This is a genomic window from Catellatospora methionotrophica, from assembly GCF_011297335.1.
GTDB classification, from domain to species: Bacteria; Actinomycetota; Actinomycetes; order Mycobacteriales; family Micromonosporaceae; genus Catellatospora; species Catellatospora methionotrophica.
In genome coordinates, this window is sequence record NZ_JAAOTJ010000019.1 from 1 (window position 1) to 13,075 (window position 13,075).

Consider the following 13,075-nt stretch of genomic DNA (forward strand, 5'->3'; position numbering starts at 1 on the left):
CGAAAGGCCTTTCCGCTCGACTTGCATGTGTTAAGCACGCCGCCAGCGTTCGTCCTGAGCCAGGATCAAACTCTCCAAAAAGAATTCAAAAACCCGGCAAAAAACAAACCCGACATAAATGTCCAGATTGTTTAATACCAAAGTAACCATCCCAAAGGATGGCCAATAAATTGGCACTTGGCTTAAATAGCGCCCTGTTGAGTTCTCAAAGAACAAGCACACACCGCGCCGTTCCAGGTCTCCCTGGCCCGTCTCCGGGGCAACTCATCCAGCTTACCCATCCGGTCGTTCCGTGTCAAATCCGAATTTTCGGATCTGGCCGGTTCGTCCGTTTGGACACCTCGAACACGCTGAACCGCTGAGGTCCGAACGAGGATCGAGGAGAACCAGCGACCCGGCCGACGGCTTCCTCCGAGAAGATTCTCGGCGAGCTCATCCGCCCGGCTCGTCACCGGCTCGGTAACCATACCCGGTTGGTTTCGGCCGATCAAATCGGCCCCACCCGGTGCGCTCCGGCCTCTTTGCTCCGACCTTCTGGTCTCGGCTGTTTTGTCCGTTCCGCGCTGGCAGAGAGAACATTACGCGGGACGCGCCGCCGCCCGCAAATCGGGGGGACGCGTCCCGCGTCACATCATGGTCAACTGCCTATTTCAGCAGCTCAGCGCCCGCGATGGTCTTCTTTCCACGGCGCAGCACCAGGTACTTGCCGTGCAGCAGCAGGTCCGCGGACACCGGTGCGTCGGCATCGGTGACGCGCTCGTTGTTGACGTACGCCCCGCCCTCGGTGACGGCGCGCCGCGCCTCGCCGAGGCTGGCCGCCAGGCCGGACTCCTTGAACAGCACCGCCACGCTCGGCAGCTCGTCGACCTCGACCAGGCCGGCCTCGGCCAGCGCCGAACGCAGCGTCGACGGGGCGAGGTCGGTCAGCGCACCACGGCCGAACAGCGCCTGCGAAGCCGTGATGACCTGCTCGCACTCGTCCTTGCCGTGCAGCAGCGTGGTCAGCTCCTCAGCCAGCGCCTTCTGCCCGGCCCGCGCGAACGGGCGCTCGGCGGTCTCCCGCGCCAGCTCCTCGATCTCGGCGCGGGTGCGGAAGCTGAACACCTTGAGGTAGTTCACGATGTCGGCGTCAGCGGCGTTGAACCAGAACTGGTAGAACGCGTACGCGCTGGTCATGCTCGGGTCCATCCAGACCGACATGCCCTCGGCGCTCTTGCCGAACTTGGTGCCGTCGGCGCGCGTGATCAGCGGGGTGGTGAACGCGTGCACACCGCGTACGCCCTTGCGCCGGTTGAAGTCGATCCCGGCGATGATGTTGCCCCACTGGTCCGAGCCGCCGTGCTGCAGCGTCACGCCGTAGCGCTCGTGCAGCTGGTGGAAGTCGTGCGACTGCAGGATCTGGTACGCGAACTCGGTGAAGCTGATGCCGCTCTCCAGCCGGGCCTTGACCACCTCGCGGGCCAGCATCTGGTTCACCGGGAAATGCTTGCCGACGTCGCGCAGGAACTCGATCGCCGACAGCGGCGAGGTCCAGTCCAGGTTGTTGACCATGCGGGCCGCGTGGGCGCCCTCGAACGCGAAGAACGGCTCGACCTGCCGCCGGATCTTGTCGACCCAGCCGGCGACGGTCTCCTCCGAGTTCAGCGAGCGCTCGCCCTCGGCCTTGGGGTCGCCGATCAGGCCGGTCGCGCCGCCCACGAGCAGCACCGGAATGTTCCCCGCCTGCTGGAGCCGGCGCGCGGTGAGCACCTGCACCAGGTTGCCGACCTGGAGGCTGGGCGCGGTCGGGTCGAACCCGACATAGAACGTCACCGGCCCCTCAGCCAGGTGCTTGCGCAGCTCGTCCAGGTCGGTGGAGTCCTGCAGCAGGCCACGCCACTGCAGATCATCGAGGATGTCGGTCACGCCGTCGATTGTCGCGCATCGGGCTGACCGGCCGACAACCGGTTTGCCCGCCGCCGGGCCTTCGCGCTCGGCGAACATGGCACGATCGCGTGGTTGCGGCGCATGGCGGGCGGGCATAGCGCGGTCATGGAACTGTCGTTTCTTCGCGCCATGTATGACATCCCCGGTCCGTGGGCGTCGCTGTACATCGACGGGACCGACCACACCGAGGCGACCGCCGCAGCACTGAAGCTGCGCTGGCGGGCCGCCCGGGAGACGCTGCTGGAAGAGGGCATCGACGAGCCGACGCTGCTGGCACTGGAGGGCGCGCTCGCCCAGTACCAGCGGCCGCGCGAGCGGCACGGTCTGGCGGTGTTCGCCGCGCAGGGCCGGGTGCACTACTCGGAGGCGATGCCGGAGCCGCTGTGCACCGACAGCGCCGAGATGGCGCCGCTGCCGCACGTGACGCCGCTGCTGGCCAAGCGTGACGGCGAGCCGCTGCCGGACAGTGCCGCCGAGCCCGCCGCGTGCGGTGTCGCCGACACCCTGGCCGCGTTCGAGAACCGGCAGGTCGAGGCGTTGCTGCTGGATCCGTCGGTGCTGGCCAAGGCGCGGGTCTGGATCGGTGACTCCCCCGCCGACCTGTCGGCGAGCGAGGAGCGGCTGCGGCAGCTGGGGGCGTCCCGCGCCCATCCGGTACGGGCCGAGGACGCGCTGGTCCGCGCCGCCGTCCTCAGTGACGCCGAGCTGATCATCGTCAACGCCAGCGAGGTCCAGCTCGACGAGGGCGTGGGTGCGGTCCTCCGCTCCGACCCGGCGGCGTGATCCACCCAACGCGCGCACTCCACTCCTTGATAGACGCTGGCCTATGACATCGACTGGAAGAAGATCGAACTCGATGTCATAGGCCAGCGTCTATGCAAAACCGGGTGCGGAAGCACCCGCCAACCGGCTACGGCGTGCGGGGCGGGGCGGTCCCGGCCCGGCGGCGGGGCGTATGGCGGCGATACGGGCTCACCGACGGGTCCCCGTCGACCCAGAAGCGCCAGGGCCGGTCGTGTGCGGCCGCGACGCCCACGCGCGGGCCGGATCTGATCGACTCCGGCGCGACCGGCACGGTCGCCGGGAACAGCCGCGCCGGGCCGGTCCCGTCCAGCAGCGAGGTGCGGTTGGCCGTCCCGTCGATGCCCAGCGCGACGGACAGCCGGGCCGGTCCCCGTCCCAGCTCGCGGTCGGCGACGGGCCCCCGCCGCGACCGGGCCAGCTCCGCTCCCCCGATCACTCTGCCCGCGCGCAGCAGCACCGCGGCCGCCTCGCCCTCGTGCCCCGCCGTCACGTTCATGCACCAGTGCATGCCGAACACGAAGTACACGTACAGCACCCCGGCCGGGCCGAACATCACCGAGCTGCGCGGGGTGGGGCCGTTGTGGGTGTGCGAGGCGGGATCCTCACCGACTCCGGCGTACGCCTCGACCTCGGTGATCCTGACCCGTACGCCGTTGGCTTCGAGTTCCCAGCCGAGCAGGCCACGCGCGGTGTCGGTGATCCGGGAGGCGGGGGCGTCGAGCAGCGAGTAGTCCACGCCACCAGGAAACTCCGCCGTGTGCCCGTTGGCAAAATCCATGCTGTCGTACCCGTCGGGGACCATCGGCGGATGTCGACTGTCTTCACGCGGGGCGAGCGGTTCGTGTTCGAGCAGGGACGGCCGCTGGACCGGGCCCGGCTGCGGTTCCACTTCGCGTCCGGCCCGGCGCGGGCGGTGCTCGACGAGCTGGCGGCCTACCAGAACGACGACGGCGGCTTCGGCCACGCCCTGGAGCCTGACCTGCGTACCCCCGTGTCGTCGGCGGTGGCGACGTGGTGCGCGGCCACGGTGCTGCACGAGGTCGGCGCGGGCGCCGGTGAGCCGCTGGTCCGCCGGATGGTCGGCTACCTGCTGGACACGTACGACGCAGCCGGGCATCGGTGGTGGATCGTGCCGCCGCAGACCGAGGACGCGCCACGGGCCCCGTGGTGGGCGTACGCGGACATCGGCGCCACCTTCGGCGGGTGTCTGCTCAATCCGACGGCGGGCCTGGCCGGGGCGCTGTGGGAGTACCAGGAGCTGGTTCCGCGCGCGATGCTGGCCGCGCTGACCGAGGCGGTGCTGGGCAGGCTCGAAGCGGGGGCCGAGAGCACGCTGGATCGCGGTGACCTGACCGCGGCGGAGTTGTTCGTCCAGGCCGGGAAGCTGCCGGACGGTGCGCGGCTGCGGGCGGTCACCGCGCTGCGGCGGGCCGCGGCGAGGCTCGTCGAGAACCGGCCGCAGGCGTGGACGGAGTATCTGCTGCAACCGCTGGACGTGGCGCATACGCCGGATTCGCCGCTGTCTTCCGCCGTGGACCAGTCCTCGATCGCGGCCAACCTCGACTACCTGGTCGGGCTGCAATTGCCGGACGGCTCGTGGCCGCTCACCTGGAACTGGTCCGAGGTCGACGCCGACGCCTGGCGACTCGCCGAACGCGAAGCCAAGGGCATCGTCGCCGTGGACCGCTTGCTCACCCTGCGCGCCTACGGCCGCCGCTGACCGCCGCCGTCCCGCGCCGCGTCAGGGCGGGGCCGGGCCCGAGCGGCCCGCCGGTGATGATCGGCGTTTCGTGCCATGATCTGCGTTCTGACCGCAGACCATGGCACGAAACAGTGATCTTGAAAGCCGCCGCTCGCGTCAGTGGGGGACGACGGACTCTTCGGCCCAGGCGTGCCAGGTCTTGAGCTGGTCGAGGACCGAGGCGAGCTGGTCGGCGACGGGGCCGGGGCCGGTGGTGCCGGGGGTGGTGCGGGCGGCCAGGGCGGACTTGACGGTGAGCACGTCGCGGACCGACGGGTCCAGGTGCTCGCTGACGGTGGTGAGGTCGGTGTCGCTCACCTCGTGCAGCTCGCATTCGCGCACCGAGCACAGGGCCACCAGCTGGCCGGTGATCTCGTGCGCGTCGCGGAACGGCACGCCCTTGCGGACCAGCCAGTCCGCCACCTCGGTGGCCAGCGAGAAGCCGACGGGCGCGGACGCGGCGAGCCGGTCGACCCGTACCGTCATGGTGGAGATCATTCCGGCGAGCGCGGGCAGCACGAGGGTGAGCGTGTCGAGCGCGTCGAAGACGGGCTCCTTGTCCTCCTGCATGTCCCGGTCGTACGTCAGCGGCAGGCCCTTGAGCATGGTCAGCACGTTGACCAGCCCGCCGATGAGGCGACCTGCCTTGCCGCGGGCCAGCTCGGCGATGTCGGCGTTCTTCTTCTGCGGCATGATCGACGAGCCGGTGGCGAAGGCGTCGTCGAGCTCGACCCAGCCGAACTCGTACGACGTCCACAGCACCACCTCCTCGCCCAGGCGGGACAGGTGCACCCCGAGCAGCGCGGTGACGAACAGGAACTCGGCGACGAAGTCACGGTCGCTGACGGCGTCCATGGAGTTGGCGAACGAGGTCTTGAAGCCCAGCTCCTTGGAGACCGCGCCGGGGTCCAGCGGCAGGCCGGAACCGGCCAGCGCGCCCGCGCCGAGCGGGCTGACCGAGGTGCGCTCGTCCCAGTCGCGCAGCCGGTCCAGGTCGCGCAGCAGGGGCTGCACGTGGGCCAGCAGCCAGTGCCCGAAGGTGACCGGCTGGGCGTGCTGCACGTGGGTCATGCCCGGGGCGGGGGTGTCGACGTGTCGCGCGGCCTGCTCGGTGAGCGCGTCGGCCAGTTCGGTGATGCGCCCGGCCAGGTCACGGGCGTGGTCACGCAGGTAGAGGCGCAGGTCGGTGGCGACCTGGTCGTTGCGGGAACGCCCGGCGCGCAGCTTGCCGCCGAGCGCGCCGAGGCGCTCCAGCAGCCCGCGTTCGAGCGCGGTGTGCACGTCCTCGTCCTCGATGGTGGGCCGGAACGTTCCGGTCGCCACGGCGGCATCGAGGTCGTCGATCGCGGCGAGCATCCTGCCCAGCTCGTCCGGGTCGAGCAACCCCGCCGCCGCCAGGACACGGGCGTGCGCGCGCGACCCCGCGAGGTCGTACGGCGCGAGCCGCCAGTCGAAGTGCACGCTGACCGACAGCCGTGCCAGCGCCTCGGCGGGTCCGTCCGCGAACCGCCCTCCCCAGAGCCGGGTCATTGCTGGTCCTTCCTGTCTGGCCGCGTGATCGCGGCCGGTGGTTCGGGCGGGTCGAGCACGGCCCCAGGGTGGGGGCACACCGTCGAACACGTCCACAAGTTCATGATCGACGAGGTGGGGGCCGGGTCAGGAGGGGTCGTCGTCGACGATGATGAGGTCGTCGGGGCCGGCGGTGTCCAGGCCCGCCCAGGTGGCGAACTTGGCGGCGAGGGCTTCGCCGCCGACGGGGTCGCGGGCCACGACGAAGATGGTGTCGTCGCCGGCGATGGTGCCGACCAGGTCGGGCAGTCCGCTGCGGTCGATGGCGCTGGCCAGGTAGTGGGCGGCGCCGGGCGGGGTGCGCAGGACGGCCAGGTTGCCGCTGTGGTCGGTGCCGTTGAGGACCTCGCGGAGCAGGCGGATCAGGCGGGCGGGGCCGATCGCGGCGGGGCGCAGCGCGGGGTGGCCGTCCTCGGGGATGAGGTAGACCGCGGGCGCGCCGTCCCTGCCGCGCACCTTGACCGCGCCCAGCTCCTCCAGGTCACGGGACAGGGTCGCCTGGGTGACCTGTACGCCGTCGGCCGCGAGCAGTTCGGCGAGCTGGGTCTGCGAGGTCACCGCACCGCCGCGGATCAGCTCCTCGATCCGGGCGTGCCGGGCGGTACGGGTCATCGGCGCGGTCATGCGTGCTCCATGAGGAACGTCAGCAGCGCCTTCTGCGCGTGCAGTCTGTTCTCAGCCTGGTCGAAAACCGCGCTCGCCGCACCGTCCATCACCTCATCCGTGATCTCCTCGCCCCGGTGCGCGGGCAGGCAGTGCAGCACGATCGCGTCGGGGTCGGCGTGGGCGAGCAGCGCGGCATTGATCTGGTACGGCAGGAACGGGGTGATCCGGTCCAGCCCGTCGCCCTCGTGACCCATCGAGGTCCAGGTGTCGGTGGCGATCACGTCGGCACCGGACACGGCCTCCTTGGCCTCGGTGTACTCGGTGACCGAGCCGCCGGTGCGGGCCGCGATTTCGGCGGCCTGGGCCAGGATCGCCCGGTCGGCGGTGAACCCGAACGGCCCGGCGATCCGCACGTGCATGCCCGCGACCGCCCCGCCGAGCAGGTAAGAGTGCGCCATGTTGTTGGCCGCGTCGCCGACGTAGGTCAGCGTGCGGCCCTGCGTGTGGCCGAGCCGCTGGCGGACGGTCTGCAGGTCGGCGAGCACCTGGCAGGGGTGGAAGTGGTTGGTCAGCGCGTTGACCACGGGCACGGTCGCCGCGGCGGCCAGCTCCTCGATGCGGGTGTCCTCGAAGGTCCGGATCACGATCGCGTCGACGTAGCGCGACAGCACCCTCGCCGCGTCCGACATGGTCTCGCCCCGGCCGAAGTGCGTGTTCGTGGCGTCGATCAGCACCGCGTGCGCGCCGAGTTCGGAGATGCCGACCTCGAACGAGACCCGCGTGCGCAGCGAAGGCTTCTCGAACAGCACGGCGATCGACTTGCCGTCGAGGGCCTTGTGGTGCCCGCGCCGGTCCTCGGCGTACGCCTGGGCGAGGGTGAGGACCTGGTCCTGCTCGGCGGAGGTCAGGTCGTCGTCGCGCAGGAAGTGCCGTCTGCTCGGGTTGGCGGCGTGCCGGGTCATGCGGAGGCTCCGGTCTCGGTGGGGGCACCGGCCTGGGCGACGATCGCGGATTGCGCGGTCGTCTCGGGCCGGCCGGTCGGGGCGGGTGGGGCTGTCGCAGCCTCGGCGGGGGTCGCGGACGCGACAAGGTCGAGGGCAGCGCCGAGCGCGGTCAGGAACGCGTCGGCCTGCGCGCTGGTGAGGATCAGCGGCGGGGCGAGCCGGATCGCGTCGGGCTGTGCGGCGTTGACGATGAAACCGGCCTCCAGCAGTGCCTTCTGCAGGGCCGGGGCGGCCGGGGCGGTGAGCACGATGCCGAGCAGCAGGCCCGCGCCCCGTACGCCGCCGACCAGCGGGTGGCCGAGTGCCTCGACGCCGCGCCGGATCTGCTCGCCGACCCGCTTGACGTGGTCGAGCAGCCCGTCGGCGGCGATGGTGCGCAGCACCGCGAGCGCCGCCGCGCAGGCCACCGGGTTGCCGCCGAACGTGGTGCCGTGCTGGCCGGGGGTGAACAGCGCGGCCGCGCCGCCGGGGTGCCGCTGAGCGAACGCGCCGTCGGCGAAGGCGATCATCGCGCCGATGGGCAGGCCGCCGCCGAGGCCCTTGGCCAGGGTGATGACGTCGGGGGTGACGCCTTCGGCCTGGTGGGCGAACCAGTGGCCGGTGCGGCCGACGCCGGTCTGCACCTCGTCGAGCACCAGCAGCGCGCCGTGCCGGGCGGTGATCTCCCGGGCGGCGGCGAGGAAGCCGGGCGGGGCCGGGACGACACCCGCCTCGCCCATGATCGGCTCGATGATGACCATGGCGGTCTGCTCGGTGACGGCCGCGGCCAGGGCCTCGACGTCGCCGAACGGGATGTGGGTGACCTCGCCCGGCAGCGGCCGGAACGGGTCGGCCTTGGCGGGCTGGCCGGTCAGCGCGAGCGCGCCCATGGTGCGGCCGTGGAAGGCCTGCTCGCAGGCGACGACGTGGGTGCGTCCGGTGCGCCGGGACAGCTTGAACGCGGCCTCGTTGGCCTCCGCGCCCGAGTTGGCGAACAGCACCCGGCCGGGGCGGCCGGTCAGCGCGAGCAGCAACTCGGCCAGGGCGACCGGCGGCTCGGCGACGAACAGGTTCGACACGTGCCCGAGCTGGGAGATCTGCTTGGTGACGGCGGCGACGACGGCCGGGTGGGCATGGCCGAGCGCGTTGACGGCGATGCCCGACAGCAGGTCGACGTAGGAGCGCCCCGCGTCGTCCACGACGACCGCGCCCGACCCGCTGACCAGTGCCAGCGGCGGGGTGCCGTAGTTGTCCATCAGCGACTGCTGCCACCGCTGCGTGAGCGTCATGATCCCGTTCCGTCCAGGTCATCGGGGACGACCATGGTGCCGAACCCCTCATCGGTGAAGATCTCCAGCAGGGTGGAGTGCGGGACCCGGCCGTCGACGACGACCGCGGACGGCACGCCACCGCGTACGGCGCGCAGGCACGCCTCCATCTTGGGCACCATGCCCGCCGACAGGGTGGGCAGCAGCGCGTCGAGGTCCTTGGCCGTCATCCGGGAGATGAGGCTGTCGGTATCGGGCCAGTTCGCGTACACGCCGGGCACGTCGGTGAGCACGATCAGCTTGCGCGCGCCGAGCGCGATCGCGAGCGCGGCGGCGGCCGTGTCGGCGTTGAGGTTGTGCGGCACGCCGTGCACGTCCGGGGCGACCGTGGACACCACCGGAATGTGCCCGGCCGCCAGCAGCCCGTCGACCAGCGTGGTGTCGACGGCGAGCACGTCGCCGACCTGGCCGAGGTCGACCTGCTCACCGTCGACGACCGTGCCGCGGCGTACGGCCGTGAACAGGCCCGCGTCGTCGCCGGACAGGCCGACCGCGTACGTGCCATGGCCGTTGATCTCGGTGACCAGGTCCTTGCCGACCGACAGCAGCACCATGCGGACCACGCTCATCGCCTCGGCGGTGGTGACCCGCAGGCCGCCCTTGAACTCCGAGGCGATGCCCATCCGGTCCAGCATCGCCGAGATCTGCGGCCCGCCGCCGTGCACCACGACCGGGCGCAGCCCGACCGCGCGCAGGTAGGCCATGTCGGCCGCGAACGAGGCGCGCAGCTCGGGCGTGGTCATCGCGTGGCCGCCGTACTTCACCACGATCGTCTGGCCGTGCAGCCGCGTCAGCCACGGCAGCGTCTCGACCAGCGCGGCGGCCCTGTCCTGCGGCGTCATGAGGAATAGGCCGAGTTCTCGTGGACGTACGCGTGGGACAGGTCGTTGGTCCACACCGTGGCGCTGTGGTCGCCGGCGTTGAGGTCCACGGTGATCCGCACCTCGACCCCGGACAGGTCCACCTTGCTGCGGTCCTCGGCCGCCGCGCCCGCCCGGCAGATCCACACGTCGTTGATGGCGACGTCCAGCTCGTCGGAGGAGAAGACGGCATCGGTGCAGCCGACCGCGGCCAGGATCCGGCCCCAGTTGGGGTCCTTGCCGAACAGCGCGGTCTTGACCAGGTTGTTGCGGGCGATCTCGCGGCCCACGATCACCGCGTCGTCCTCGGAGTCGGCGTTGACCACCTCGATCGCGATCTGCTTGGTGTGCCCCTCGGCGTCGGCCAGCAACTGCTGGGCCAGGTCCTGGCAGGCCCGGGTGACCGCGGCGGTCAGCTCCTCCTGCGTCGGCTCGACGCCGGACGCGCCGGAGGCCAGCAGCAGCACCGTGTCGTTGGTCGACATGCAGCCGTCGGAGTCCAGCCGGTCGAACGTCAGGCGGCAGGCCTCCCGCAGCGCCTCGTCGAGGGCGTCGCCACCGGCCATCGCGTCGGTGGTGAGCACGCACAGCATCGTGGCCAGCGACGGGGCCAGCATGCCCGCGCCCTTGGCCATGCCGCCGACCGTCCAGCCGTCACCGCTGTCCACCTCGACGACCTTGGCCCGGGTGTCGGTGGTCATGATGGCCTCCGCCGCGGCGAAGCCGCCCGCCTTGGCCAACGCCTTGGTCGCGCCGTCGACGCCCGCCAGCAGCTTGGGCATCGGCAGCCGCTCGCCGATCAGCCCGGTCGAGCAGACCGCGACCTGGCCCGCGCCCATGCCGCCCAGCCGGGAGGCGACGTACTCGGCGGTGGAGTGGGTGTCCTGGAAACCGCCCGGACCGGTGCAGGCGTTCGCGCCGCCGGAGTTGAGCACCACGACCTTGACCGCGCGGCCCTTGAGGACCTGCTGCGACCAGAGCACCGGGGCTGCCTTGACCCGGTTGGCGGTGAACACGCCCGCGGCGGTGGCGTCGGGGCCGTCGTTGACGACCAGCGCCACATCGAGCGCGCCGCCGCTCTTCAACCCGGCGGCGACACCCGCGGCCCGGAAGCCCTTGGGAGAGGTCACGGTCACTGTGCTGCCCTTTCGTTCACGACTGCGGGACTCCGCTCCGCTACGTTCCTCGCGCTCACGGTGCGACCCCGAAGACGGACAGGCCGGAGGTCTCCGGCAGGTCGAACATGATGTTGGCGCACTGCACGGCCTGCGCCGCCGCGCCCTTGCCGAGGTTGTCGATCGCGCTGACCACGATGATCCGGCCGCTGTCGACATCCACGGTGGCCTGCAGGTGTGCCGAAGCCGAACCCAGGGTGGCGGCGGTGTGCGGCCACGCGCCCTCGGGCAGCACGTGTACCAGCGGCTCGTCGCCGTAGGCCTCGGCGAGCACCGCGCGCACCACACCGGAGGTGATGTCGCAGTTGGTGGGCTTGGCGGTGACGGTGGCCAGGATGCCCCGCGGCATCGGCGCGAGCACCGGCGTGAACGACAGGCTCGTAGCGCCGGTGGCCTGCTTGATCTCCGGCACGTGCTGGTGCGCGCCCACCTTGTACGGGCTGAGGTCGCCCATGACCTCGCTGCCCAGCAGGTGGAGTTTGGCGGACTTGCCCGCGCCGGAGGTGCCGGAGGCGGCGACCACGACCACATCCTTCGGCTCGGCGAGGCCGCTGTGCAGCAGCGGCGCGAGCGCGAGGATCGTGGCGACGGCGTAGCAGCCGGTCGCGGCGACCCGGGACGAGCCCGCGATCAGTTCCCGCTGACCGGGCAGCTCGGGCAGGCCGTAGGTCCACGCCCCGGCGTGCTCGCCGCCGTAGTAGCGGGTCCAGGCGGCGGCGTCGTGCAGCCGGTGGTCCGCGCCCAGGTCCACGACCTTGGCCCCGGCGGGCAGGCTCGCTGCCACGGCCCCGGACTCGCCGTGCGGCAGGGCCAGGAAGACCAGGTCCGCGTCGGCGAAGACCTCGGGCGTAGTCTCGGTCAGGGTCAGGTCGAGCCCGGTCAGGTGCGGGTGCACCGCGGCCACGGGTTTGCCCGCCTGGCTGTGTGCGGTGGCGGCGACGAGTTCGAACTCGGGGTGCGCGGCGATCAGGCGCAGCAGTTCACCGCCCGCATATCCGCTGGCCCCGGCAACGCCGATCCGGATTCCCATACCCACCTCCGCATAAACATTCGCCATGAGCATACGACCCGGTGCATGTTCATGCAAATGAGGTACGCGTCACTCATCCGGGAAACCGGTCACCATCTCGTAGAACCGGGTGCAGGCGACGGCCTCGGCGGGCAGGACCTCGCGCACGTCGTACACCCCGCGCTCGTAGTAGCCGAGCTCCCAGCCACCCCCGGCCGGGCGCAGGAACCAGAAGTCGGTGGGGATCGGCACGTGCTCGTGCACGCCCGGCACCTGGAAGGACTCCGGCGGCTGACCCGCTTCGAGCAGCGCGGTGACGAGCACGTGCCGATCCGGGATCACCCCCGCACCGCCGGAAGTTCCTCGACCAGGTAGCCGTTGGTCAGCAGCCACGTCACGCTGAGCTGCGTGCCCGCCTCGGGCAGGTAACCGGGCATCAGCTTGTACTGCATACCCAGGCCCGGCTGGCCGAACCAGGGCGCGGTCATGCCCGCGTCCACGGTGAACGCCTTGGCCACGCAGTACACGTGGTAGTTGGCCTGCGGGGCGTCCTGCGGGGTGTTCAGGTTCTGCGGCGGCAGCGCCCGGTCGGCGTACGGCGTGCGCACCGGGGCCAGGAACGAGCCGCCCGCGAAGCCGAACCGGTCGAGCCGCGCCCCGACGGTCAGCTGCAGCGGGTTGCGGTCGACCATGTCGCCGTGGGTCATGAAGCCGTCGTTGGGCGGGTAGACCCAGTTGGCCCCGTCGCGGAACTGCGCGACGAAGTCGGCCTCGGTCAGCGTGCCGAAGCGCTGGTAGCCGTGCAGCAGCGGGCCGACCACGCCCGAGCGGGGCAGCGGCTTCGGGCCCAGTTCCGGCTGGGCCGGGTCGTAGAACCGCTGGGTCGCCGGGGCGACGGCGGGAGTGCCGGGACGGCATTCGCCGCGGCCGTAGCCGAGGGCGGCGGACGCGTCGGCGGCCGGGGCGAGCGGGACGAGCAGCGCCGCGGCGACCGTGGCGAGCAGGATACGGATTTTCACAAAACCCCCGTTAGTGAAGCAATAGGCATGATCACTAACGGGCGTACGGGCCACG

Annotated in this window: 13 protein-coding genes and 1 rRNA gene; 2 read left to right on the forward strand and 12 right to left on the reverse strand. The window is 71.4% G+C overall.

Annotated elements, in window-relative coordinates:
* Positions 1-81: ribosomal RNA gene (locus tag HAV40_RS30345) — 16S ribosomal RNA — on the reverse strand; the annotation flags it as partial.
* Between the two features lie 564 nt (positions 82-645).
* Positions 646-1,914: a tyrosine--tRNA ligase gene (gene tyrS, locus HAV40_RS30350; protein WP_409364997.1), complete on the reverse strand. Its 1,269-nt coding sequence runs from the start codon at positions 1,912-1,914 to the stop codon at positions 646-648.
* Between the two features lie 141 nt (positions 1,915-2,055).
* Here tyrS and HAV40_RS30355 point away from each other — a divergent pair, with 141 nt between their 5' ends.
* Positions 2,056-2,709 carry a hypothetical protein gene (locus HAV40_RS30355; protein ID WP_166387324.1) on the forward strand — a complete coding sequence of 218 codons (654 nt, stop codon included), beginning with the start codon at positions 2,056-2,058 and terminating at the stop codon, positions 2,707-2,709.
* Between the two features lie 127 nt (positions 2,710-2,836).
* Here the strand turns inward: HAV40_RS30355 and HAV40_RS30360 are convergent, their stop codons facing one another.
* Positions 2,837-3,508: a DNA-3-methyladenine glycosylase gene (locus HAV40_RS30360; RefSeq protein ID WP_166387547.1), complete on the reverse strand. Its 672-nt coding sequence runs from the start codon at positions 3,506-3,508 to the stop codon at positions 2,837-2,839.
* 30 nt (positions 3,509-3,538) lie between these two features.
* Between HAV40_RS30360 and HAV40_RS30365 the strand changes: the two genes are divergently transcribed.
* Positions 3,539-4,450, forward strand: coding sequence for a hypothetical protein (locus HAV40_RS30365; protein ID WP_166387326.1), 912 nt, complete (start codon positions 3,539-3,541; stop codon positions 4,448-4,450).
* Between the two features lie 138 nt (positions 4,451-4,588).
* Here HAV40_RS30365 and argH read toward each other — a convergent pair whose 3' ends face one another.
* The 9 genes from argH to HAV40_RS30410 all read right to left on the reverse strand — a co-directional run bounded on the left by argH (position 4,589) and on the right by HAV40_RS30410 (position 13,020).
* The gene (argH, locus tag HAV40_RS30370) at positions 4,589-6,001 is read right to left on the reverse strand and encodes an argininosuccinate lyase (RefSeq protein ID WP_166387328.1); all 1,413 of its coding nucleotides are present in this window, start codon (positions 5,999-6,001) and stop codon (positions 4,589-4,591) included.
* A 126-nt stretch (positions 6,002-6,127) separates the two neighbouring features.
* Complete coding sequence (locus HAV40_RS30375; RefSeq protein ID WP_166387330.1) at positions 6,128-6,664, reverse strand: arginine repressor; 537 nt, start codon at positions 6,662-6,664, stop codon at positions 6,128-6,130.
* Positions 6,661-7,608 (reverse strand): ornithine carbamoyltransferase, encoded by a 948-nt coding sequence (gene argF, locus HAV40_RS30380; protein ID WP_166387332.1) that lies wholly within the window; start codon positions 7,606-7,608, stop codon positions 6,661-6,663. Before argF ends, HAV40_RS30375 begins: the two co-directional genes overlap by 4 nt.
* A complete protein-coding gene (locus HAV40_RS30385) occupies positions 7,605-8,921 on the reverse strand; it encodes an acetylornithine transaminase (RefSeq protein ID WP_409364998.1) in 1,317 nt (438 codons plus the stop codon). The genes argF and HAV40_RS30385 overlap by 4 nt, the downstream gene beginning before the upstream one ends.
* Positions 8,915-9,799 (reverse strand): acetylglutamate kinase, encoded by an 885-nt coding sequence (gene argB / locus HAV40_RS30390; protein ID WP_166387336.1) that lies wholly within the window; start codon positions 9,797-9,799, stop codon positions 8,915-8,917. The genes HAV40_RS30385 and argB overlap by 7 nt, the downstream gene beginning before the upstream one ends.
* On the reverse strand, positions 9,796-10,953 hold the full coding sequence (gene argJ / locus HAV40_RS30395) for a bifunctional glutamate N-acetyltransferase/amino-acid acetyltransferase ArgJ (RefSeq protein ID WP_166387338.1): 1,158 nt from the start codon (positions 10,951-10,953) through the stop codon (positions 9,796-9,798). The genes argB and argJ overlap by 4 nt, the downstream gene beginning before the upstream one ends.
* Before the next feature lie 55 nt (positions 10,954-11,008).
* The gene (gene argC / locus HAV40_RS30400; RefSeq protein WP_166387340.1) at positions 11,009-12,022 is read right to left on the reverse strand and encodes an N-acetyl-gamma-glutamyl-phosphate reductase; all 1,014 of its coding nucleotides are present in this window, start codon (positions 12,020-12,022) and stop codon (positions 11,009-11,011) included.
* Between the two features lie 69 nt (positions 12,023-12,091).
* Positions 12,092-12,343: a hypothetical protein gene (locus tag HAV40_RS30405; RefSeq protein WP_166387320.1), complete on the reverse strand. Its 252-nt coding sequence runs from the start codon at positions 12,341-12,343 to the stop codon at positions 12,092-12,094.
* On the reverse strand, positions 12,340-13,020 hold the full coding sequence (locus tag HAV40_RS30410) for a TNT domain-containing protein (RefSeq protein WP_203671760.1): 681 nt from the start codon (positions 13,018-13,020) through the stop codon (positions 12,340-12,342). Before HAV40_RS30410 ends, HAV40_RS30405 begins: the two co-directional genes overlap by 4 nt.
* Positions 13,021-13,075 lie beyond the last annotated feature (55 nt).